The following is a 24349-nucleotide window of genomic DNA, read 5'->3' as shown; positions in this document are numbered from 1 at the left end:
AAAACTAAATTTTTGATCTGATGTAATTAAATTAAGGGATAAGAGGTATTCTTACCAAAACTGAGGTCCCGGATTTCTTTTCAGAACAGATTTCAAAATGACCAGATAATTCTTCTGTTCTTTTACGCATATTATCCAACCCATTGCCTTTTTGCAAATGCGGATCGAAACCAGTTCCATTGTCTTTTACAGTGATAAAGATCTGGTTGTTAAAGATGTCCATGTTCACGCTTACCTCAGTGGCATTGCTGTATTTAGCAGCGTTATTAATGGCCTCTTTGGCAATCAGTACAATGTTTTTACGTGCCGTAATGTCCTTTACCAGATCATCTATTACCGGATCGATCTTGACCTTGTAATTCATATCTGTGGCACTCAGGATATCGTTTGCAAAATTTTTGATCCTGCTGCTGAGGGTCATAAATTCATCTTTACCTGGCTTCATGCTCCAGATAATGTCACCAATCTTATCAGCCAGGTTTTTAGATTGATTTTCGATTTTATCTAAAATAACCCTCGTCCGTTTAACATCTTTATGGATCAACTGATTGGCCACCGCACTGTTCAGCTGCAGACTGCTGAGCGTTGCGCCAATATCATCGTGAAGATCGGCGATCATTTTTTTTCGCTGCAACTCCAGATCCAGATGTCTTTCAAAAGCACTTCTTTGGAGGGCAAGTTTTCTCTGGTTCAGCCACCAGAATACGAATGCAGTGAGACAAGCGGCAACCAAAGTCCAGAACCAGATGGTTTTAAAAAATGGCGTTTTGATATAAAAATCAAGAAGAAGAGTTTTACGGCTAACCTGGTTGTTAACATCCAGTGCCCTTATGTAAATTTTATTACTACCACTTGCCAATTCTATATTTAAGGTATTTCCTGTCAGATTGTTCCAATTAGCAGTGTTATTTACGCTGTATTGAATATTTTTAAAATGACCGCTCAGGTCTATTCCTGCAAACTGAAGCGCAATGTTGTTACGGTTGCTTTCCAGGATATACTTTTTTTCAATTGGTGCATCCACCTGATTGATTTTTATAGCGATGAGTTCCGGAGCAATTTCAAATCTCGGATTTCCATAATTTGCGGGAATAATCCCAATCCCATTTTCCGTGGCCGCATAAACAGTATCGTTTTTATAAGCAAACTCATTAATGGTGTTAGAGGGCAGCCCATCTGTTTTGGACAAATTACGGATCGTATATTGAAGGCCTGTTTTTATAGTTTTATACGCTAAAATAGTAATGCCTGTTTTACTGCCAATCCAGACTTTATTCTTAAATCCAAGCATAGCAGTGATGTTTTCCGGCAGACTTCCATCATTTCGAATGGTTGCAATGATCTTATCCTGTTTAAAGACCAACAAATTTCCCGATACAGTTGATGCCCAAAGTGTACTGTCGGGTGCGAAGGTCAAAACAGATAATTTTTCATCTTTCAGCACCCCACTGAGCGGGATATAACCAGATGAATCCTTATTGTAAAAATATTTATATAGCCCTTTTGATCCGATATAATAAACCACATTGTGGTTCATTCTCACCAAACTTAATGTTCTATCGTATTCACTCTGAAGTGGCTTTGTGGTTAAGCTATTGATATTTAAACTGATCAGGCCACAAATACTGCCAAGAACAATAATACTGTCATTCAAGGCTGTTGCCGCTTTTAACGAGGCTGGCGATTTAAACTGGTTCATTACAGAGACAAGCGGACCAAAGTTCACACCAAGGCCATTGTCTTTCACCGTAAAAATTCCTTTTGATGTGCTGAATATTTTCCTAATCCAGGCGGTGCCTGCGTTGGAGTTATCATGTTTTTCAAACAAATTTCCTTTGACTTTTAAAACCTGACCATAGTAATTACCGGCAAACAGTTCACCATAATCGTTGATGGTGATACTTAAAAAGTTAGGGTTGATCAGCCCCACCGATATCTTAATAGAGTTCAAGCCATTCCGGCTAAAATAAATTAGACCTTTATCCAGAGTCCCTAACCATAAATTATAAAACCTATCTGTATACATACAGTTTGCCATTTCCTCATTGACCACTCTTGGGATAGGTATGGGTTTTGCTTTTCCATGAATAAGTAGATTTTTCTTATAACTTCCTGTGAGTTCACAAATGATTATTTTTTTATCTTTAAAAATAACATAGCCAACCGTATTGTAAAACTTTACAGCTCCATTTGCCATAGAGCTGGTTAGAAACAAGGTTTTTGAGATTTCATTCAGGTTCTTGTTTGCCGTAATCGTGATAAAGCGATTGGTGATCTCATCAAAATAAGCTGGCACCTGTTTATAACTGTTAACCCAAATCACTCCATTTCCATCTTTCACCACCTGTAGAACGTCATTGCCAGGTAGTCCGTTCTTGACAGAAAAATTCTGGAAATATTTGCCGTCAAAGCGGGAAACTCCATTGTCTGTAGCCAGCCATAGAAACCCCTTATTGTCTTCAACGATATCATAAATATGGTTGCTTGGCAGCCCTTCGTTAGTGGTAAAGGTAGTTAATTTCACGTAGGGCTGTGCTTGCCCGGAGGTGAACAGACAGAGGAGAAATAAACATAAAAATGAAGCGCTTTTGATAGGCATCTGGTTTTAAGATAAAGCTAATCAAAATTTTTAACTGCTGTGTTTAATAAAAAAACGGGCTGGTTGTTAACCAGCCCGTTAGTGCGCATTAAAAACTAAACTGGATTATTTCAAAAAGACTTTTCTGATCGCATTGTTATTCAGATCAAGGATATAGACACTGCCATCCTTATCTATGGTCATATCTGCAATAAAATTCATCTGTGCTTCAGCCAGACTTCCATTTTTATAACCTCTCTCTGATTTAAATACAGTAGTGACTTCCTGAGTGGCGATGTTTACCTTACGGATGGCGTTATTTCCGTAATCTGATAGATACAAGTTGCCATTTCCATCGTAAACAATTCCTCTGAGCCCGGCAAACATTGCACGTGTTCCAATTCCATCCTGGAAGCCATAATTTCCACCTGCCCATCCTCTGATGTTTACTCCCGTAGACATATTTTGTCTGCTGAGCAGGATACCCTCATAATCTACCCAGTAAAAGTCAGAGCCTACAACCGCTGGCTGAGAATCTTCTTTCACGCTGGTTCCCTGGGCCAAACTCGTTTTTACTCCATTCTTATCAATTTTCCATACGCCCAGATAGGATTTCTGTACATAGATATTTCCTTCCTGATCGATGGTAATCTTACCTGTAAAGTTACCGAGGTTGACTGCAAAGGTGCTCACCACACCCTGAGGAGTAACTTTACGCACGCTTTGATTTCCGTAATCACTTACAAACAAGTTACCTTCGGGGTCCATGACCATGCCTGAACTTGAAGAGAAACTAAATAGTGCAGCAGAACCCTGTCCATTCTGGTTACCTGCCTGAGAAGAAGGACTTCCTGCGAATAAAGAAACCACACCATCAGGGGTAATTTTTTTAATCCGGTTGTTTTCAATTTCCTGCAGGTATACATTGCCTTGTTTATCAACCACCAGGCCGCCACCAAATCTGGAAACCGAAATATCTTTGTTACCCGGACCACCTGCCAAGGTGATTACACCTGCGCGGTTAAAATTGGTTGGAGATATTGCCGTTTGGCTGCCATTCACAACTTTTACCAATCCTGTACTCAATCCTTGCGGAGCAGTAACCACCAGGGTATTTTCACTGGCGCTTTTCACCACTGCTGCAACTCCGTTAAAGGTTACAACATTGGAAGCAGGGTTGCTGCTAAAGCCTGACCCGGTGATGGTCACTTCTGTCCCAGTTAATCCGTTGTCCGGGCTCAGTTTTGCAATTCCCAGATTTTGGTCTTTAAAATCCGGCCCCTGAACCACCTGATCGTTCACACTTAAAACAATCTTCCCACTACCTGTTCCTCCGGGAAGGGTTAGCATAATGACGGTAGATGTGGCAGAAGTTACGGAGACATCCTTGCCATTGATGCTGACTTTGTTTTCCTCTTTTAGGGTACTAAAAGTTGTACCTACAATGGTCATCACCGCACCCGCCGGCCCGCTTAACGGACTTACGGTTTGGATTACCGGTACAGGAACTACTGTAAATACCGGTCCGCTTGTTTTTTGATTGTTGATGGAAACAGATAAGGGTCCGGTTGCCACGCCGTCCGGAGCTGCAACAATCAGATGATCGGCAGCCGCTTCGAGTACAACAGCCTGTTTTCCATTAAAATCAACATAGTTACCCGTCGTAACTTCTTCAAAGCCTGAACCATTTATCCTGACTTTTGTTCCTTTTCCACCCGTTAGTGGTTTAATACTGGTAATCGACTGGAACTTAAAGGTCTGACCTGAGGCTTCTTTACCGTTTACTTTCACCGTTACTGGTCCTGTACCGGCCGCCTCGGGTACTTCAGCAACCAATTGGTTGTCGCTTGCACTAACAACCAGAGCCTGTTTTCCATTAATGAAAACCTGCGCGGGCCCGGTTATACTGCCAAAACCAGCCCCTGTGATCTGAATATGTGCACCCGCAGATCCATTGGCAGGGCTGATGCTTTGCACACTCAATTCCTGATAACTATATTTTCCCACCACAGCTTGTTCACCAGATACTTTTAATACAACATCTCCTGTACTCCCGTTTTTTGGTGATCTGACCACAATTTCGTTTGGGGTAACGCTGATAATATCGGCCGTGGTTCCGGAAAAAGCAGCTGTAACTTCAGCTGTATTGTTTCCAAATCCAGTACCCTGAATGGTCACCAGGGTTCCCTGGTTCCCGCTGTTCGGAAAATAATCGGTTACTTTCAAAGGCTCCTTCACGATATCTGTTTTGTCCTTTTTACAGGCAGCAATCAGGAGCAGAAAGAGCCCAAAGAAACTCCATATGCGACAGACCCTGGAAATATTTAAGAAATTCTTCATGTTGTTCTTTTTATATAAGTTGATATCCATGATTTAAAAAGTATATCTGGCACCCAATTGCACCTGCGTCCTGGAACCGTAATAATCTATACTGTAAGGCTTTCCTGGTGAGGTAAATTCATACACCGGATATCCTCCTGTATTTTGTTGAGGTGGAAACAAGACCGGGCTTAAACCTACACTGGAAGTAGAATTAAAGGTGTTAGGCGAGAAATACTGTATGCCCCAGTTTTTGCTGATCAGATTCGTCAGGTTCATCACATCCGCAGTAAGGGTAATGAATTGTTTGCCCGTTGTGCTCACAAAAAGATCATGGGAAACATGCAGATCGGCTTGTACATTCCATGGGGTACGCCCCTTGTTCCGTTCAGTGAAGTTTCCTCTTCTGCTGCTTAAATACGTATCCCCATCAATCAGTTTGTTAAAATCAGCCGCTTGTTGAAGCGCTGTAATGGTCTGCCCACCGCTAATCCGGTCTCTAAAGAAACGTACCGCTTCTTCCCTTTGAGGAATATAAGCCAGACTCACCTGCTGAGGTAAGCCTTGTACACTGTTGTTCACAATGCCATAGGTAAACGGACTACCCGATTGCGCGCTGAAGAACAGCGAAACATTGGTTTTATTCGCTTTATTCCAGGCCTTGGTATAGCTAATGGTACTCACGATCCGGTTGCGGATATCGAAATTACTGTTGGCCAGTGCAGGGTTATTGGGCACCAGCGACTGGTTCAGCTGCCAGTTGGACTCCATGGAGTTCCTTACCCCATTGGACAAGTCTTTGGATGCCCCATAGGTATAGGATACCGAGGCTTGAAGCACCTCTGCAATACTTTTACTGATACTCCCGGTTAAACTGTACCGGTAACCTTTGCTCGTATTGCTCAGCAAATAGGTATTGGAAAAACGGGGATCTACTGTTCCACTGTAAACCGGCTGCTGGCGGTTCTTGTCGTAAGCATAATAGGTTGGGTTGTCTTGTACGTTGAGCTGCTGGAACAACACATCTTTGATGTTCTTGGTGTAAATGCCTTCCAGGGTAAATTTACACTGGCTGGCCGTGCTGTAGTCAATTCCCAGGCTCGTCCGCAACACTTGCGGCATCACAAAACCATTGTCAATCAGGTCGGCCTGGGTCTTACCGCTGTTGCGGTTATCGGTAACCGCGCCGTTGGCGGCAATAAAATCACCAATGCCATTGGCACCGCCTTTCAATGGATCGCTCCCTGGAACAAAGGGCTTCTGATCGGCCTTCTGATCGAAACCTCCATAACTGTTGCCAGTGTTGTAAAAAGCATAGGCAATCCAGGCCATCGGGATACGTCCGGTAAATAATCCCGCACCCCCTCTTAGAATCAGGCTCTGATCACCAAACCAGTCGTAACGGAAACCTACTCTTGGAGAAAGTTGCACCTTGTTCAGGTATTTGTTCTGGATCCGGCTTAAAGGGGTATAACTATAGGTATTGCCAAAATAAGGATCGGCCAGGGCATTCTGCACCTTATCACTCAGTTCAGGCTTTTCCGGAAGATCGGTCATATCGGCCCTTAAACCTGGGATTACTTTCAGTTTGTCGGATACCCTGATCTCATCCTGAAAATAGGCGCTGTACATGTTCACGTTGAACACCGCTCCCGGGTTGGCCAGGATATCTTCCCGGTTGTTGTTGGTGTAATTATACGCCCCCCGTACCCGGTAAGGGTTGTTGTTTAAATAGTCTTCTATACTCAGGTAGTCTACCCTGCCGTTCCAGGCATTTACAAATCCGTAATTGATCTTGTACAGCTCATTATGGGTGCCCATGGTCAGGGTATGTTTGCCCAGGTTCCAGCTCAAATTCGCGGTAAGCTCCAATGTCCGCTGCTTCATGTTAAAGATGCTCGCTTCGCGGTCGGTGCCCAAGTAAATGGTGGTGCCGGGGGTGCGCCCGGCAATCTGTACCTGCGGAAGGCTTGGATCTCCCAATGGGTCCCTGGTGTCGTTCACACGGGTATAGCCCACCAATAAATTGCCTGAAAGCCCATGTTCAAAACGGCTTTTCAGCTCCGCTACCGTAGAGCTCTGGTTGTTCTTCTGTAAAAAGCCCATGCTGCTGAAGCGGAAATCCTGCTGGTCGCGGTCCATATGCGTTGCCTCAGAAATAATCGTATTGTTCCGCACAGCCAGCTGATGGTGATCATTGATGTTCCAGTCCAAACGGTTAAAGAATTTATGGGACTTGGAATAGGTATTGAAGTCTCCTGCGGTGCCGGCATTCATCAGGCCCGAAGCACTGATCGCATTGGCATCGGCAAGGCTCAGGATCTGCACGGTCTCCGCCTCTCCGGCTTTTAGCTGTGCAGGGTCCTGTCTTTTGGTTATCTCCTCATTACTGAAGAAGAACAACTTATTTTTGATCAGTGGAAAGCCAATGCGAAAGCCGCTCTGGTAATCATAGAAATCGCTGTTCATTTTCCCTAGCGTACCCACGCGGTCCTTGCTGGTCAGGGCTGCGTTACGGCCAAAGCCATATACAGATCCACTTAGGGTATTGGTTCCGCTACGGGTAACGGCATTTACCGATCCCCCGGTAAAATTGCCGATCTTCACATCATAGGGCGCAAGATATACCTGCATGTCTTCTATCGCATCCAGCGAGATCGGGTTGGTTCGGGTGGAGCTTCCGGCCATGCCTGAAGTTCCAGACTGTCCGCCCAGAGAAGGGCTGAAGCCGATCGCATCGTTATTGATTGCCCCATCTATGGTCACGTTGTTGTAACGGAAATTCGTTCCGCCAAAACTGTTGTCCTTGGTAGCCTGGGGTACAAGCCTGGTGATATCGGTAATGCTTCTGGACACGGTAGCCATATGGCGCACCTGATCGGCACTGATGTTCTTGCCGGAACCAAAGGTACTGGCCTGCGCTCCTCTTTTGGTCGCCTTAATCACCACTTCACCCAGTTGCTGTGCCTGGTCTTTCAGCGCAAAGTTCAACAAGATAGAAGCCCCTAAACGGATGGTGATCCCTTCTTTTTTATCGGTATTCATGCTGATCATCGTCGCTTCCACGGAATAAGGTCCGCCTATACGCAAATTGGGCAGATAATAACGTCCTTTCTGATCTGCTGAAGTGGCATAACGTGTACCCGAAGGCTGGTGAACAGCAATTACTGTTGCACCCGGCATAGGTTGTCCTGTGGCATCAAATACAGTACCATTCAAAGTACCGCTGGTTTCCTGTCCCATCACTGCAAACGGCAGAAGCAGAACCAGGAATAAAAATATTTTGTGAAGTATATTCTTTACTATCATCTCTAAAATCTTAATTACTGTGTGATTTTCAACATACTGGTAATGGTGTGTACTACGCCGTTTCCTGTGAGCTGATCTCGCCGATCCAATTGCACCATAGCAGTATTCCCGGTTCCCAAAAGCTCTATCCCGTTAAAGGCACCGGATACCTGTGGATCCGGCTTTAATTTTACCTGAACAGAATTGCCGTCCAGCATGGACTGCTCACTTTTACCTGAGGTTCCGGTACTCAATATATAATCATATACAAACCTGCGGTCGGCAATGATGTGATAACGCATTAAACGCAGCAACACAGCAGGTTCCATTTGATTAATAGCCTCAACGGAACTTAATCCAAAAGCTGTCATAGCCGCATTATTTGCTGCAAATACGGTATAGGGGCCCTTTCCATTTAAGGTCTCTATCAATCCTGCACGCTGTAATGCCTGATAAAACAAGGTTAGGTTCCGGTCGGATGCGATTGCATCTGTTACATAACTATAGGTATAGGGTTCCAGCACCCGGTCAACCACCTGGATCAGTCCATTAGAGGCTTTTATATTTTGCGAGAGTACTCTTGAACCATTGATGGTCAATACCGTATCTGGTCCTTTAACCCAGTGGGTAACAAAAAGCTTTCCTCCGTTGGCAGATTTGATTTCCTGATTGAACAAAAAAGGAAGTTTATTAAACTCATAGCTTCCATTTAGAATGTGGTAATTCATAATAGCAGAAATTCTTGCCGGAACCGCAGAGAGAATACTGGTGGTAGTTGGATAACCTGCCAACCTGAAAGCTTCATCCGAAGGTGCAATGGCTGTAAATGGTCCTTCCTGATCGATCTGTTTAGCCAGGCCAGTGCGCACCAGCGCCGTATTGAAAACAGACAGGTTAAAGTTATCTGCAATAATGGCGCTGATCTTACTATTGTCTTTTACATCATCCACTGTCTCCTTTTTACAGCCAAATGCAATAATGGTCAGGAGCAGGAGTATATACTTAAAATTCTTCATCTTTCTTCTTAAAAGTTGTGCGGTTAATATTTAAAATCCTTTGGTGGGATCAAACGGTCAACCACATGGATTGGCCCCATCAGTGTGTTGATGTCCTTTTCTATCACTGCCGCTGCCGGATAAGGTGATTCTTTGGCTTTAACAGTTACACGTCCATTGGCATCAAGACCGAAATCCAATGGCGTTTTATAAACCGGCAGATTGCCATCATTGGAAGTGGTTAGCGTATAATCTCCAAGCAAACGGTTGTTCAAATCGTTTGCATAAAAAATATCTGGCATAGGAAGTCCTTTTCCCGCGATATTGCTGTATGGCTCAAATAACCTTCCCCAACGATGCATCGTCAGCAGGGTATCTGTTACATAACCACTGCCTACCACTTCGTAGGTATCCCAGTCATAATAAGGCAATGGAGCCCGGCTGTTCAAGGTCATCAGGTCATCTATATTTTTAAAGCCAGCCTGATGAAAAGCTTCATCTGTTGGCGCAAAAATAGAGGTAAAACGAATATTAGGACTGCGATCTGAATAAGAATAAACGGATAGTCCGATCTTGAATTTAGCGCGGTCGGCCATGCCCTCTATGGCTTCGTCCCAGAGCTCATCAGTTTTCTCCATAATACCAACGTACATTCCAAAACGGCCATCTTCTTTTAAAACCTCGTAGATGGTTTTGGTAGGCTTTTTCAAAAGCTGATCTATGGGCCATAGTGTACCATCTTTTGCCTGGGTCGGTACCGCACTGCTTCTCTTTTTGTTATTGATATATAGATCGGAACCAAAAACATTCAGGTATTGTCTGTAGGCATACACGTCCGACAAATAAAGGTTCTCATACCCAAAAACCCGGAGGTACGGATTGGTCAGTAAAGATACACCAATGGTATTTTCACCTCTTGTACTCAAAGTTTTAGCGTCTACTGCGCCGATCAATGTATGGTACAACAAGATGCTGTCCAGGAGCTCAGAAGGCGTTTGATTGATGAACTCCTGGGTAAGCCCACCGGCAACGCATGCTGCATCTGTGGGTACCAGCAGTGTAAACTGAGCTTTGCTTCCCTTTTTTTCCAGAATGCTGTTCATATTGCTTTTTTTCCAGGCCGCTTTAAACAGGGTGTATGGAGAAGCTTCCAGTGCTTCTTTTAATGTAATTGTTATGTCCTGGGTAGGAATCTTTGCGCCCTCCACCTCAGGTTGGAATTCCTTTTTCCTACAGGAAACCAAGGATAAAAACAACATGCAAATGGCAAGTAGTTTTAAGGCATTCCCAGCTTGATATAATTTTATATTCATCTTTTTAATGCAATTAGATCCTGTTAATTATTTTTTAATGCTTGCTCTGGCAGAATCAACAGCCCCTGCAGGTCCTGTACAATCCCATTATCCGTTAAATTATCTATACCGATCTGAGCGCTCCCTCCAACCCGGGAAACAATTTCATAAGGATAATTTTTCGCTGTCCTGACCTCCATGCCGTAAGTCGTATTTTGATAATAAGCACCGGCAGATCCACCTATCGCCATATAATAGGTATCGTCCTCAATCGGACGGTTATACCCACCATCATTATTAATCTGAGCAATGACATAGAAATCTGAAATGAAGAAATGTTTTTTACGGAATACATAGCTTCCAAATAAACGGGCACGTATATACCTGTCCGGATTTAAGCCTTCAATCACCTCTGCTGTAAGTCCGGCCGCTTCGAAAACCTCATTTTTAGGCGCAAAAACGGTATATGGACCATCAGTGGCCAGCTCATCCCAATATCCGAACTTCTTTAGTGCACTTACAAAAATACTGTACTGCGCATGTGCAGCCAGCCAGCTTTGTACCGTTGTCTTAGCTGTCGACTTCATTACCCGTTGCAGAACAAACAGGTTCCCGTTGGCAATGGTTACATCTTGTCTGGTGGCATAAGATCCGTTAAAAAAGATCATGGGTGGCTTGCTGCCACTAAAGACGGAAGTATATAGCTCCGTTCCGGCAAGAGTATGGTACCGAACGTCAATACCGTTCGCTGGAATATCCCTAACCAGCAATCTGCGATCAAGGATATGCCTTTCTACCAGAAACTTCAGGGTGTCGGCGTTCATCTTATCAAAGTCTGATGGTCTATTGATCCCCATAATATGAAAAGCATCATTGTTGGGAGCAAGTACAGTGAAAGGCCCTGTACCATTTAATTTTTGGGTCAACCCTGCTTTTTCAACCGCAGCTGAAAAGAGCGACAAGTCATAATTATTTTTAACAAAGTCGGCCGCAGGCCTGAAACTATCATTTAATTTGTCAATTTCCAGATCGTTGTGTTTACAGGAATTGAAACTCAATACCAGTAACATGGAAAGGAGAAAAAGACACGTATTACCTATTCTTTTGATGTTCATTTGTTTGCGCTTTTAATTAGGTCCTTAATAAATTGGAGGTGCATACTTTCTTTGAATAGTGGTGAGGTAAGCACGCCCATTTACAATTTCAATGGTATTTACCGTTGCGAAGGAACGTGGGTTATATTTGCCGGAATGGATATTGACAATCATATTGGGCAAACTGACTGAATTTTCCATCCCGGGCTGGGGTGTTTTACCAGACATAAAACAGTTTACCGAAGCCCAGTTGTTGTCGGTAAGCGGCGTATATTGACCATAAGGATTATTGGTGAGGTCCATTCCCTTTGCAAAAAAATCGAAACGCTGCCACATCTCTGTATGGATGCCATCAGAAGTACCATCGGCAAATAAAGGAAAACTATAGTATGGACTCACTTCAAGCACCTCCGAGTTGCGTTTTAAAGTAGTCAGATATTTCCCCCCATAGCCCGGGATTCTTCCGGCAGGAAGCGGATTTGCATTTTTATACAGGGATAAAAAGATGTTCATTTCATCTCTGATCCCGTTGCCCAAGGCTCCCATACCATAAGTTGTACCACCTTTTGCTTCATTATCTGCCTCCCAATAACCTTTAGAGCTCATATTGTAAAAATTCACATAGATAAGCGAGTCGGAAAGCGGTAGCTTTTGAAAGTTCTCTTTTCTCAGATAAATTCCATTTTTCCTGGATTGGTAATCTTTCTGCAAAACATGTAAAGTATACACTTCTTTACTGTCCAGTACGATGGTCGTATCAATCAGTACATTCTTTTTAAGTTTGGTTTCCAGAGCAAAAAAAGGAATCTCATTTTTTGGACGAAACATAAAGACAATGCGATGTTTACCTGATGGGACCTGGGCCCAGCTGCTCAGGTCGTAACCGTTTAGTACCGGACCAACCAGAACATTTTCCCGGCCCGGATATTCGGGATTATTTTTAGTTGTTCCACTACCCACGTGTGATGGATAAGGAGGTGCATAAGGCTCTCGTTGGTCCAGAAAATCACCTTTGATTGCTGCATTTATTGGAATCCCATCCTGCCCCATTTCAGGATCGATCAGCATGGTTAAAAATGGCAGCAATTCATCTTTATTGTCAATTCCTATCTTATAGTTAAGGTTATTAAAAACCCTTAAATAGGCCGGGTCATCAATCTTTTTATACTCTACTTTCGAACAACCTGCCATAAAGAAAAGCAGAGCAAGGGAAGCATACGATAGGATATTTTGAATTTTTGATCTTAACATCATCTGTTTTATTTGGTATGTTTCAGGATAATCATTTTAGCTTTTTGACCACCAGCTGACGAGGGCTTGGTACTCCCCACCAGTGCAATGGTATAAATGCCTGGCTCATGGTTTGGTAGTCCGCCACGCACATACAATTCTGGTCGGGCAACCAGGTCTTTTCCTTTGATTACCGGAATATCACTTGCCCAGCTGCCCGGAACCACCGCTGGTGTAGAACGGTAAGCCATCACCTGATAAGGTGCTTCTTCTGGCAGAATCTGTATATAAGGATATTCTATAGGGAAAATTCCAGGCCTGATGTTATTGGAGGCATTCGGATTGGTGTTGTATTTATCTACAAATATCTGTCCGTTATCCCTTGTAAATGTTAAATAAGGTAAATCCGGACATAAATTAAGGAAACGCAATCCAAAAGGATAATCCAGTTTATACCTTGCATAAGTTCCGTCGTCAGTCGCATCTGTGCGCGGGATCAGATTACTTAAATCATTCGGCACCGCAACAATTGACGCTTTACCGTTTGCATCTGGATAAAGCCACAAACTAAAATTGGTATTGGCATCCAGTTTCAACTGTGTACTGGCCAATACGGTGCCTGTTGCGTCTTTTGCTTCGATGTTGTAATTACCTGCAATATACTCCTGGTATTCTGTATGGCTTGTATAGGCAAGTGCACTGCCCAGTGCTTTGCTGTTCATCGTTATCTTCACCCCGTCCACGCCAGGCAATACATTTATGGCCTGAACCCTTGCATAAGTATTGTTAAGCGGCTCACTGATGTCGCTGATAATTCGCATACCGTTTTGATAATCTTTGCTCTCTTCACCTGGATTACCTGCTAAATAAGGCGTTCTAAAGAAATAGGGAGATATCACAATGGTATAAATCCCGCCCGGTGCGTAGCTTTTAAAAGGTGTATAGGTAAGATTGGTATTTACAGGTGGCCACCCTGTGTTGCCCGGAATGGTTGAAGTAGCTGGAAAGATCAGGTCGGAAGATACGCCTGGAACCTGGATACCTGCCGAAGTCAATACTTTAAGTTGCGCCGTCGTATAAGGTAATTCGACGTATTCTGAATATTGACCAGGCGGAATATTACTGGTTTTAGTACTTATTGGTGTACCGTCTGCCCAGGTCAGGGTCATTGGACCAACCAGATTTTCCATTCCATTTATGGCTACGGTAGACGAAAGGTTCAGTATCCTGATCTTAAATTTTGCAGGGTCAGATGGAGAGGCCACAGACCTTGGAACTTTAATAAATTGCTGGACCGGGGTCGCGCCTGTACGGTTGGAAACCAGCGCGTAATAATCTACAGGCTGCTGCCCGTCTTCCTGAATATCAAAATTAACCCTGTCCTGAACTCCATACTCAGAAATATCTTCTGCCAGCAGATGCGCTTTTCCATTTTTCAATAATTCCTGTGGGATGTTCCAGGTGGTCCCTAAACGGCCGTCGCTTGGGAAAAACTTGGTTCCGGGATAAATTTTCAAAGGCTCTGCAAGGGTGCGCACCACATAATTTGTAAGTGTGTCTCCACTCATAATTACCTGGTTAAATTTACCCAGGTTAATTATCCGTACAGCAGAATTTTTGCGGGCATCTGTAATATCACGGTTATCGTATCTAAAATCCTGTTTATCCTTTTTACAGGCACTGAATGCCAGCAGCATACAAAAGCCCAGGTTCAAAGGTAAATGCTGTATAAATTTCTTTAATTTCTTCATCTTTAATACAAATTATAGGTGAACCCCATCATAAATTCTGCACCCCTTTTATAACTGCGGTTTAGATATTGGTTACCATACCATTTTCCTCCTGTACCAGGATTGGCATATACCGTTTGAACGGCAGGGTTTAAAATATTCTTGGTGTAACCTTTAAAAATGATTCGCTTAGACAAGCGTTGGCTAAATACAAAATCCAGTACTGGTACAGGCCGGGTATACAGGTCTGGTTCTCCGGTTAAATTGATCTGGATCAAACGTTCCCCCACCATGTTAAAAGTTCCGGTCAAGCTGGTTCCTGATCTCTTATTATCATAATTCAACCATCCGTTCACTGAATATGGAGCTTGTTCAAATAAAGGGCTGTTTTCGGGCGTATGTCTGTCTAACGAACGGTTGGCTTCCAGTCTTTCCGGTGATTTTTTAATGTCGCTTTGTGCAAGCAGCAGGTTTGCACCCATATAAAAATTACGTAACGGGTCCCAGATCCTGCCCAGATCTTTAACAACTTCTAATTCTACACCCCATACTTTACCCGTATTCGGATCGTTCTCAAATCTGATTGTCGGATACTCCGGATAAGTAGCTGCCAAACCACTGGTTTGTAAGCTAAACACCTTATATAGCTGGTTTTTGATGCGTTTACCAAAAAGGGAAACTGCAATAACCTCTCCGTTATTAGGAAACCATTCCCACCTGAAATCCAGGTTTTGTGTGTATTGATTAACCAGGTTCGGGTTACCCACAACTAATCCCATTTGAAAAGCATCAAATTCAAATACATTGGTAATTTCCCGGAGTTCCGGTCTGGCCAGCGTGGTATTATACCCTGCCCTGAAATTCATATTGTCTCTGAAATTATAGGTCGTATTTAAGGAATAATAGGGCTTAAATTTCACTTTATACACAGAGTTCGGACTGGTCAGGGTAAGTGGTATATTGGTTCCAGGTGCAGTTAGTGCAGGATCCAGGAACACACCAGAAGTATCTACCGCCGACTGGATATTGGTAGATTCAAAACGCAGCCCACCGGTAAGCCTTAAATCTTTAGTTAATTTCAAATCCAGCATGGCATAGCCTGCTTTGGTTTCAAAAAAGCCTGTATAGTTGTTCGGGGATTTTTGACTATTGTATAAAAATCCGCCAATTGGACTTGCACCTTCTCCCACACCTGCCGTTGGGGCATGAATACCTATAATCTCGGGCCCAACCAAACGGTCCAGGTTACCAGATACAGTATATAATGGAAGTGCGCCGTTAGACGAGAAATTAGATCCCGGCAGGAACAACACGTTCTCCGTAAAGGTACGGTCGCGGTTTAGATAATTCACTCCCGTTTTTAACTCCTGTTTCTGACCAAGAAATTTAAATGGTATAGATAAATCTGCCTTATAATTGTAATTGGTTTCCTTCAGGTTTCTGTATCTGCGGCCATTGGGCTCTGCCTGGATAATCCCATAAGCGCCAAATCCATTCACATAACCTGATGACAAAGCATATAAATGCTTGGTAAATCCCTGCTCTACCGAATTTTGTGGTCCCGTTCCTGGGTAATTTACATAAGCGCCGCCACGTGGTGTATAATCGGCAAGCGTTACAAATCGGTAATCCGGATCATTCTGACCCGCTTTAGAACTCGATACATTGTAACTCAGTTTTGGAGAATATTCTGAAGCCAGAAATTTATGTTCCCCCTGGAGGTTAAACGTATTCAATGTCCGGTAAGACTGTTTTAATGAATAAATGGTACTTTTTACTTCACCCGGTAGACCTGTATACTCGTAAGCTCCATACATATTGGTGGCCTGTGTTTCTCCACCCCAACTGCCTAAATACTGCATACTGATCTCGTTGCGCGCATCGAAACGATAAGTTAAACCGCCTAACACCCCGTAATTCAATGTCTCGGTACCGGTGTTTTCTTTATAGGTCTGATAGCGACCCATATAAAGGTTGTTCGGCGTAATATAGTTTGGGATATTCCTTGGACTGCTCACTTGTGGGTTCCCGGTTACTACACCCTGGTAAATGCTATATTGCTGGATATCGCCTCCCGCAATGTCTGTAGTGCGACGATAATAATTGCCGCCGGCAATAACACCGAGTTTATGCTTTTTAAATAAAGTATAACTATTTCCAAAAGTTGCGGAGTAAAGTTGATTCAGCGGTGCTTGTTTATACCTGGTGGTCAATACCGGATCAAAACTCTGCATAATGTTATTGATACGACCAACTTCCTGTTTCACTGAGGGGCTATACCCGCTATTAGAAATCATATTCTGGATCTGATTTAACCCACCTTTATATTGAGTAGCCAGGTTCAGGAAATCTGGAGAAAGATTTTTTTGATTGATCTTTGTTCCAAAAACGCCCATATCACTATGAAAGAAGCTGTTATACTGACCACCTATTCCAATATTAGAATTAAAACCCGATTGCAGGATTACATTAAACACCATACTGTCTGGTACTGACTTTGTCTTTAACTCCACAATACCCGCAGCGGCATCTGCCGGTTTATCGGGCGTAACAGTCTTATAAATGGTTACGTTGTCTAAAAGCGAAGCTGGAACCAGGTCAAAAGGAATAGAACTTCGGTCTGGATCAGAGGAAGCTAAGCGTACACCATTTAACTGGCCAATTACACTCCTGTCTCCCAGGCCACGAATAGCAACAAATTTATCATCAGTCACCGTAACTCCTGATACCCTCTGTAGTGCCTGCGTAGTCGTAATACTCGCGGTACGTTCTATTTGAGCAGCAGAAATCGCATCCTGAACGACGGCAGACTTTTTACGTTCGTCAAGTACTGCTACCTCTGTATTGGTTTTTCTTCTGGCTTGTACAGTGACTTCGCCTAATTGGAAAGCAGAAGTTTTTAATACGACACGCAGATCCTTTGTTCCGGCATCTACTTTAAGTTCTCTGCTTTGATAACCGATATAAGAGAAAACCAATGTAGCACCACCTTCTGGTACAGAAATGCGGAATTTACCATTCATATCGGTAGACACCGCAGTACCCGCACCTTTAACTCTTACCCCAACACCAATCAGGGTTTCTCCTGTTTTCTCATCAATAACTGTACCTGTAACCAGGATAGGTACCGGCTTACTGTCTACCACTACATAGCCTTCCACCAGCTTATACTGGAGATTGGTATTGGCCAGCAATTTTTGGATGGCTTCCCTTATGGTGATCTGACTGGCCACCAGGGTTACATTCCTTTTTACGGCTTGAACGGACTGTTCCCTCAGGGAGAATTTGATATTGCTCTGTTTACCCAGGGCCGACAGGCCTTGTGCAACAGTGACATTTTCCAGCCGCAAGTCTACTTTATGATCGAGATCCTGACTCTTCACATTACTGGCCAGCAGCATACTTATGCAAGTAAGCTGGGCCGCAATGAGAATTAAAGAGCATTTCATAATAAATCGAATTGAAGGACATACATTTAATCCTTTTTGCATATTTTTGAACATTACTGGTTAATTCGCTGCAAAGCGATTGATCTGTTAAAAATTGATTGATAAACCGGAGGACGTCGAAATCACACGGTTTATAACATTAAATTCGTTCCCCGCCTTTTGGCGGGGAACGTTTGTTTAGTAAAGAACCTCTACATATTTATCCTTTCTGTGCTTATCTTGTTAATGAATGCGGACATGATTTGTATCTATTTTATATTTAAAGTGACCGGTTACACTCAAAACCTTCATAATTTTAGAGAGAGGAACATTGGCTTGTAAAAGCACGCTGATCTTTTCCATTGATTTCCCGGAATCCCCATAGTCAAACTTTACATTATACCAGCGTTCGAGTGTATTGGTAATTTCTCTAAGGCTTGCCCCTCTGAAAACCAAACGGCCATCTTTCCAGCCCTTCACCTCTTCTACATCAACTGTTCCTTGCCTGGCTTTTCCAGAATCATAGGAAACCCTCTGCCCGGGAAGCAGGACTGCAAGCGAATGAACTTCAACGCCCTTATAATCATCTACCCTTACTTTACCTGTTGCAACAGAAACTGTTAATGGTAATCCGCGGAAAGCTTCAATTCTAAAAGAAGTACCCAATACTTTAGTTTGAACTGTTCCGGTATGAATAATAAAAGGTTTGTGCGGATTTTTAGTGACCTGAAAGAAGGCCTCCCCTTCCAAACTGATCTCCCGTGTATTGGAAGTAAAGCGCTCTGGAAATTTCAGCTTACTTCCCGCCCCAAGAAAAACTTCTGAACTGTCGGGCAAAACAATCCGGGATTGCTGCCCCATCGGGTTTGCTATCTCATGAATAGCGAGCTGCTCTTTGGCAGGAGTTTTTTTTAACTGGAGTAACCCGTAGGTTCCCAGGCTCAGTATAGCTGCCGCGAGCACCGCTGCAAACCGAAGATAAGTTCTTTTCTCGAAAAAGCCTGTGGGGACTTCAACCTGCACCTGCTCCGCCTCTTCTTTTTGCAAACGGTTATAAAACTCCTGTAACTTGTGGTTTAAACGGGGCTGGTCCAGATCCAGCTCCGCTTCAAACCCTGACCAGCTCTCATTAAGTACCTCGTCAAAAAGACGCTGTGCTTGTGGAAGCTTCATCAACTCTTTTATACTTTCCAGTTCTGCTGGGGTACAATCGTTATGAATGTATTTTCTTATTAATGTTTTATGGGTATTCTCCGCCTGCATTCTAATTGTTGTTCAATAGGTAAAACACAATTATTACGGAAGACCACCTATTCGAAATAAAAAAACAGTATATTTTTTTTTAAGGGAATATGAGCCTGGATCAGGCTACAGAAAAAATAAGGAAAAGATCAGTACCAGGGTATAATCTGCATGTTCTTTCAAATGCTTGCGAAAGAAACTGAGCGAAGCCACCATATAGTTTTCTACGGTATTTACCGAGAGATCCATATCCTTGGCAATTTCTGAATAAGTCATATCTTCTTCCCTGCTCATTTCATAGACCTTGCGGCGCTGGGGACTCAACTGACTGAGTTTCTCCCGATAGATCTTTTCCAGCTCTTTACTGTCCAATTCATAGTCAGCTCCTTTTGAAGTTAAACCATGATTTTCAGGTATAAACTCCATCGACACTGTAGGGAGAATCTTTTTCCGGTAATGGTTATAAATCGCATTTTTAATGCAACGGAAAAGATAGGCTTTCAGGTCTTGTTCTACTTGAATGTCGCCTTTTTTCTTCCAGAGACTTAACATCACATCCATCACCAGTTCTTCGGCAGCGCAACGGTCTTTTACATTCTTTAATGCATAGCCATATAGAGCATCGAAGTATTTCTTGAAAAGTACATTATAGGCACTGGTATTGCCCTCGCTGTATTTTTTCAATAAAATAGGATCTGGTAAATCTTTCAGTGTCTTCGCCATGCTTTAACCTAAGAAACTCTTTAGCGACAAAAGTAGCAGGCGAAATCTTTGAGTTTATTAAGGCAATGTTAACTTATAAATAAGCCATAGAAATAAGGGCGAGATGATAAATAATTGTTTTTAAGAACAAAAAAGCCTCCCGGTTCGTTTCTTAAAAAAACACAGTTATGGCTTTTCAGAAAATTGTTGAATTATTAGGCAGCAATGCCGATACGCTCTTAAATCACCACTGCGCCACATTTGATAAAAAACTACTTCACCAACCCTCGCCTGATTTTATTGACAGGGTTTTTGTACAAAGTAACCGCAATCCACAGGTCCTTAGAAATCTGGCCTCTATTTTTAATCATGGAAGACTGGCAGGAACAGGGTACGTTTCTATTCTCCCCGTAGATCAGGGAATAGAACATACCGCGGGAGCCTCCTTTGCAAAAAATCCGATGTATTTTGATCCGGAAAATATTGTAAAGCTTGCTATAGAAGGTGGTTCCAATGCAGTAGCAACTACTTTTGGAAATCTGGCGGCTGTAGCCAGAAAATACGCTCACAAAATTCCCTTTCTGGTGAAATTGAATCATAATGAGTTGCTCACCTACCCCACCAAATATGATCAGATTATGTTTGGTTCGGTCCGGGATGCCTGGAACCTGGGCGCGGCGGCTGTAGGTGCAACAATCTATTTCGGCTCGGCTGAATCTGACCGGCAGATTGTAGAAGTAGCCAGGGCATTTGAAGAGGCACATGACCTGGGTATGGTTACCGTACTCTGGTGTTATTGCCGTAACAATGATTTCAAGAAAGATGGAGTTAACTATGAGTCGGCAGCCGATATTACAGCACAGGCCAATCATATTGGCGTAACCATACAAGCAGATATTATCAAACAAAAGATGCCTGATGTAAACGGAGGTTTCACTACGATAAACTTCTCGAAAACAGACCCTTTGGTATATAGTAAATTAACTACGGATCATCCAATTGATCTTTGCAGATATCAGGTAGCAAATTGTTATATGGGCCGTGCAGGCCTGATTAATTCAGGAGGCGAATCTAAAGGTTCATCTGATCTGGCAGATTCTGTTAAAAATGCTGTAATTAATAAACGTGCTGGCGGTACAGGTCTTATTTTGGGACGAAGAGCTTTTCAACGACCTTTTAACGAGGGTGTTGATTTTTTACATACCATCCAGGATGTCTACCTGGCCAGGGAAATAGATCTTGCCTGATGTTTTAAAGTTTAAAGCACTTCTTTCTCGATACGCTCGTGAAAATCTATAATTTTTACGAGCGTATCGACCATGAGTTCGAAATTTTTAGTTCCAACGAGTTTCCTGTATTCGTTATGGAGATCATCTGAGTGTTCTTTAATGACATTAAAGAGCGTTCTACCTGTTTCTGTAAGATAAATCATAATGGATCTTGCATCTGTATCGCTCTTTTCGGTGTAAACAAGGCCGAGATTTTCCAGTTCCTTAACTGTTTTACTTACCCCCTGTTTAGTCACCTTAATCGTTTTGACCAGATCGTGATTGGATACACCTTCGTCACCAATATTCATAAAGTAAGGCAAAAAGGTAACATTAAAATCCTGAGCGGCTACTCTGGATAAATTTACAGAGGCCCACCTATCCGTCAATCGCCTTAGAAGGTAAATTATTCTGAACAGGACTCTGTCGTTTTCATTCAATCGGTTTTCCATAAAGGTAAAATTAGTACTTTTTTAACAATTACTCATTGTCAACAGAATGTCTTTTTCTTTTCAAGTAGTAAACTTGGTTGACAAATATAGTCAACTTAGTTTACATTTGCAGCATTAAATAATGTCATGGAAAAAGAAGAAAAAAAACAATCTCCTGCTGTTAAGACAGCAAAAATTGCAGGTTTAGGTGTGGTGGCTATTGTGGTTTGCTATTTCACTTTTAGCAAGGTTAATCATGCTCTGAATTTTGAAAGCACAGATAATGCACAGGTGGAAACCAATTCAGTCCCTGTACTGAGCCGCATTGCGGGTTACATTGATCATTTCTCTCTTTTAGATTACCAGCAGGTTAAAGAAGGTGATACGCTCGCTGTAATTGATGATACAGAATATATTCTTGCGGTACAGCAAGCTGAGGCAGATCTATTGGCCGCAAGAGCAGATCTAAGCAGTGCTGAGTCCCAAATTCCGACTATTGGTTCTAACAAAGAAGTTGCATCTGCTGGAGTGAGTGTGGAGGAGGTTGCCTTACAAAAAGCAAAAAGAGACGTAGCAAGAGATGAGGCTTTATTTAAAGAAGGCTCTATTACCCAGCGTCAGTTTGAAAACAGTGAATCGGCCTATCAAACCGCTCAGAAATTACTGATCTCCAGTCGCAGTAAAGTAACCCAGGCAGGCACACAAACCAGTACTGCGCAAGCTCAGATTGAAAAAGCCAAAGCGAGCGTTGCAGCTAAAGAAACTGCGCTGGCAAAGGCCAAGCTTAATCTTTCTTATACCCGGATCATTGCACCAGCAAGCGGAAAAGTGGGTAAAACAAATTTAAAAAAGGGACAATACGTACAAGGTGGCCAGCCTTTGTTCAGCTTAATCAGTAATGACAAATACTGGATTGTAGCCAACTTTAAAGAAACGCAGATAGAGCATATGAAAGTTGGACAGCCTGTAGACATTAAGGTAGATGGATATCCTGATCATAAGATCTCCGGCAAAATATCTGGCTTCAGTGATGCTACCGGTGCAAAATTCTCCCTGCTTCCACCAGATAATTCTACAGGAAACTTTGTAAAGGTGACTCAAAGAGTTCCCGTAACTATCGAGATTGATCGCCCGGAAACTTTTACCGGAATTTTAAAAGCAGGACTTAGTGTAGAAGCAGATGTCAAAATACATTAAAATCATTATTGTCATCACCACCATTACTGCTGCAATGATGGAACTGATCGACACTTCTATTGTCAATGTTGCCTTGAACAACATCAGTGGAACATTGGGCGCTACACTGGAAGATGCCTCCTGGGTGGTAACAGCGTATGCTATTGCCAATGTGATCATTATTCCGCTGACCGGCTTCTTAAGCCGGTACTTTGGTAGAAAAAACTACTATCTGGCTTCGATTGTCATATTTACTCTTTCTTCTTATATGTGTGGCAGTTCTACTTCATTATGGATGCTGGTCCTTTGGAGATTTGTTCAAGGCATAGGTGGTGGTGCCCTGCTATCTGTATCTCAAGGTATCCTTTTTGATCAGTTCAAACCGGAGGAAAAAGGAATTGCCGGAGGTATATTTGGAATGGGCATTGTCATCGGCCCAACCATTGGTCCAATTCTGGGGGGCTATATTGTAGACAATTATCACTGGGCTCTGATTTTTGACATCAACATTCCAATTGGTATAGCAGCAGCATTGCTGACCTGGAAATTCATTGACAAAAAGCCTGACGAATACAATATCAATAAGAAAGCCATCCCCATCGACTATATAGGTATACTTTCTTTAACTATTGGCGTGGGTGCACTTCAATATATACTTGAAAAGGGACAGTCTGACGACTGGTTTCAGGCGCAATCCATAAGATACCTGACGCTTGCCGCCATACTTGGACTTGGCTTTTTTATCTGGTGGGAATTGCATACCAAAACACCTGCAATTAACCTGAGGGTAATGAAAAACAGAAACCTGATTGGCAGTAATGTGCTCACCTTTGTCTGTGGCTTCGGCCTTTTCGGGTCTGTATATCTTTTTCCAGTCATGGTACAGCGGGTAATGGGCTATACGCCAACAGAAGCCGGACTTTCAATGGTTCCAGGCGCATTAGTCTCCATTTTTGCTATGCCTTTTATAGGAGCTGGTCTTGGCAAAGGTATAAAGCCCATTTACTTCGTCATCGCAGGTTTTATTCTGTTTATCCTTCATGGTTATACCTCTTCACTTGCCACACCAGAATCAGGAAGATGGTGGTTCAGCTTACCTCAAATTTTCAGGGGTGTTGGAACAGGCTGCCTAACCGTACCTCTTTTAAGTCAGGCCGTTGTGGGGTTAAAACCACAGGACATGCCCTATGGGATTTCTTTAAACAACATGTTCAGACAGTTGGGAGGTGCCTTCGGGATTGCCATTATGAATACCTATGCCACCAATCGTTTCGCTACACACCGCTCCGATCTGGTTTCCAATCTGCAGAACAATAATCCCTTACTCACAGAGCGTCTAAATGGAATTACCCAGGGAATGGTTGCAAAAGGGGTAAATCCCATAGCAGCGAAACAAGGTGCCTACGGTGTTTTAGACCATGCATTATCTAACCAGGCACAAATGCAGGCTTATCTGGATGGTTTTCTTTTAATAGCTGTCTTCTTTGTGTGCACTATTCCTTTTATGCTTTTGCTTAAGAATGAAAGCATGGATGCAGAGACCAGAGCAAAAGTAGCGGCAGCAGCACATTAATTA

Annotated in this window: 15 protein-coding genes; 3 read left to right on the top strand and 12 right to left on the bottom strand. The window is 42.9% G+C overall.

Annotation, left to right across the window (positions count from 1 at the left end; all coding sequences use genetic code 11):
- Positions 1 to 31: 31 nt before the first annotated feature.
- The 11 genes from R2S08_RS01170 to R2S08_RS01120 all read right to left on the bottom strand — a co-directional run bounded on the left by R2S08_RS01170 (position 32) and on the right by R2S08_RS01120 (position 19919).
- On the bottom strand, positions 32 to 2599 hold the full coding sequence (locus tag R2S08_RS01170) for a two-component regulator propeller domain-containing protein (RefSeq protein WP_316833483.1): 2568 nt from the start codon (positions 2597 to 2599) through the stop codon (positions 32 to 34).
- Positions 2600 to 2704: 105 nt separating this feature from the next.
- A complete protein-coding gene (locus R2S08_RS01165; RefSeq protein WP_316833482.1) occupies positions 2705 to 4948 on the bottom strand; it encodes an IPT/TIG domain-containing protein in 2244 nt (747 codons plus the stop codon).
- Positions 4949 to 4951: 3 nt separating this feature from the next.
- Complete coding sequence (locus tag R2S08_RS01160) at positions 4952 to 8206, bottom strand: carboxypeptidase regulatory-like domain-containing protein (RefSeq protein ID WP_316833481.1); 3255 nt, start codon at positions 8204 to 8206, stop codon at positions 4952 to 4954.
- A 14-nt stretch (positions 8207 to 8220) separates the two neighbouring features.
- The gene (locus R2S08_RS01155; RefSeq protein ID WP_316833480.1) at positions 8221 to 9201 is read right to left on the bottom strand and encodes a fasciclin domain-containing protein; all 981 of its coding nucleotides are present in this window, start codon (positions 9199 to 9201) and stop codon (positions 8221 to 8223) included.
- Between the two features lie 23 nt (positions 9202 to 9224).
- On the bottom strand, positions 9225 to 10493 hold the full coding sequence (locus R2S08_RS01150) for a fasciclin domain-containing protein (RefSeq protein ID WP_316833479.1): 1269 nt from the start codon (positions 10491 to 10493) through the stop codon (positions 9225 to 9227).
- 23 nt (positions 10494 to 10516) lie between these two features.
- Positions 10517 to 11587 carry a fasciclin domain-containing protein gene (locus tag R2S08_RS01145; RefSeq protein ID WP_316833478.1) on the bottom strand — a complete coding sequence of 357 codons (1071 nt, stop codon included), beginning with the start codon at positions 11585 to 11587 and terminating at the stop codon, positions 10517 to 10519.
- 24 nt (positions 11588 to 11611) lie between these two features.
- Positions 11612 to 12820, bottom strand: a complete 1209-nt coding sequence (locus tag R2S08_RS01140; protein WP_316833477.1) for a hypothetical protein — start codon at positions 12818 to 12820, stop codon at positions 11612 to 11614.
- 5 nt (positions 12821 to 12825) lie between these two features.
- Positions 12826 to 14547, bottom strand: coding sequence for a DUF4397 domain-containing protein (locus R2S08_RS01135; RefSeq protein WP_316833476.1), 1722 nt, complete (start codon positions 14545 to 14547; stop codon positions 12826 to 12828).
- 2 nt (positions 14548 to 14549) lie between these two features.
- Positions 14550 to 17975, bottom strand: a complete 3426-nt coding sequence (locus R2S08_RS01130; protein WP_316833475.1) for a TonB-dependent receptor — start codon at positions 17973 to 17975, stop codon at positions 14550 to 14552.
- Positions 17976 to 18197: 222 nt separating this feature from the next.
- Positions 18198 to 19217 (bottom strand): FecR family protein, encoded by a 1020-nt coding sequence (locus tag R2S08_RS01125; protein ID WP_316833474.1) that lies wholly within the window; start codon positions 19215 to 19217, stop codon positions 18198 to 18200.
- 105 nt (positions 19218 to 19322) lie between these two features.
- A complete protein-coding gene (locus tag R2S08_RS01120) occupies positions 19323 to 19919 on the bottom strand; it encodes an RNA polymerase sigma-70 factor (protein WP_316833473.1) in 597 nt (198 codons plus the stop codon).
- 167 nt (positions 19920 to 20086) lie between these two features.
- On the opposite strand from R2S08_RS01120, the gene R2S08_RS01115 reads away from it, so the two are divergent.
- Positions 20087 to 21145 (top strand): class I fructose-bisphosphate aldolase, encoded by a 1059-nt coding sequence (locus R2S08_RS01115; RefSeq protein ID WP_316833472.1) that lies wholly within the window; start codon positions 20087 to 20089, stop codon positions 21143 to 21145.
- An 11-nt stretch (positions 21146 to 21156) separates the two neighbouring features.
- Here R2S08_RS01115 and R2S08_RS01110 read toward each other — a convergent pair whose 3' ends face one another.
- Positions 21157 to 21618: a MarR family transcriptional regulator gene (locus R2S08_RS01110; protein WP_316833471.1), complete on the bottom strand. Its 462-nt coding sequence runs from the start codon at positions 21616 to 21618 to the stop codon at positions 21157 to 21159.
- Positions 21619 to 21744: 126 nt separating this feature from the next.
- On the opposite strand from R2S08_RS01110, the gene R2S08_RS01105 reads away from it, so the two are divergent.
- Positions 21745 to 22794 (top strand): HlyD family secretion protein, encoded by a 1050-nt coding sequence (locus R2S08_RS01105; RefSeq protein ID WP_316833470.1) that lies wholly within the window; start codon positions 21745 to 21747, stop codon positions 22792 to 22794.
- Entirely contained in the window at positions 22778 to 24346 is a 1569-nt protein-coding gene (locus R2S08_RS01100) for a DHA2 family efflux MFS transporter permease subunit (protein ID WP_316833469.1), read from the top strand. The genes R2S08_RS01105 and R2S08_RS01100 overlap by 17 nt, the downstream gene beginning before the upstream one ends.
- Positions 24347 to 24349 lie beyond the last annotated feature (3 nt).

This window comes from Pedobacter nutrimenti (assembly GCF_032678445.1).
Lineage (GTDB): Bacteria > Bacteroidota > Bacteroidia > Sphingobacteriales > Sphingobacteriaceae > Pedobacter > Pedobacter nutrimenti_A.
Note: the sequence above shows the minus strand (reverse complement) of the source record. Positions and strands in the feature narration are given on the sequence as shown.

Bases quoted from the DNA above. Each gene is read 5' to 3' on its own strand.
- R2S08_RS01135 (WP_316833476.1), bottom strand. From the start codon at position 14,547: ATGAAGAAATTAAAGAAATTTATACAGCATTTACCTTTGAACCTGGGC.
- R2S08_RS01120 (WP_316833473.1), bottom strand. From the start codon at position 19,919: ATGGCGAAGACACTGAAAGATTTACCAGATCCTATTTTATTGAAAAAA.
- R2S08_RS01125 (WP_316833474.1), bottom strand. From the start codon at position 19,217: ATGCAGGCGGAGAATACCCATAAAACATTAATAAGAAAATACATTCAT.
- R2S08_RS01160 (WP_316833481.1), bottom strand. From the start codon at position 8,206: ATGATAGTAAAGAATATACTTCACAAAATATTTTTATTCCTGGTTCTG.
- R2S08_RS01165 (WP_316833482.1), bottom strand. From the start codon at position 4,948: ATGGATATCAACTTATATAAAAAGAACAACATGAAGAATTTCTTAAAT.
- R2S08_RS01115 (WP_316833472.1), top strand. From the start codon at position 20,087: ATGGCTTTTCAGAAAATTGTTGAATTATTAGGCAGCAATGCCGATACG.
- R2S08_RS01105 (WP_316833470.1), top strand. From the start codon at position 21,745: ATGGAAAAAGAAGAAAAAAAACAATCTCCTGCTGTTAAGACAGCAAAA.
- R2S08_RS01110 (WP_316833471.1), bottom strand. From the start codon at position 21,618: ATGGAAAACCGATTGAATGAAAACGACAGAGTCCTGTTCAGAATAATT.
- R2S08_RS01155 (WP_316833480.1), bottom strand. From the start codon at position 9,201: ATGAAGAATTTTAAGTATATACTCCTGCTCCTGACCATTATTGCATTT.
- R2S08_RS01100 (WP_316833469.1), top strand. From the start codon at position 22,778: ATGTCAAAATACATTAAAATCATTATTGTCATCACCACCATTACTGCT.
- R2S08_RS01130 (WP_316833475.1), bottom strand. From the start codon at position 17,975: ATGAAATGCTCTTTAATTCTCATTGCGGCCCAGCTTACTTGCATAAGT.
- R2S08_RS01140 (WP_316833477.1), bottom strand. From the start codon at position 12,820: ATGATGTTAAGATCAAAAATTCAAAATATCCTATCGTATGCTTCCCTT.
- R2S08_RS01150 (WP_316833479.1), bottom strand. From the start codon at position 10,493: ATGAATATAAAATTATATCAAGCTGGGAATGCCTTAAAACTACTTGCC.
- R2S08_RS01170 (WP_316833483.1), bottom strand. From the start codon at position 2,599: ATGCCTATCAAAAGCGCTTCATTTTTATGTTTATTTCTCCTCTGTCTG.
- R2S08_RS01145 (WP_316833478.1), bottom strand. From the start codon at position 11,587: ATGAACATCAAAAGAATAGGTAATACGTGTCTTTTTCTCCTTTCCATG.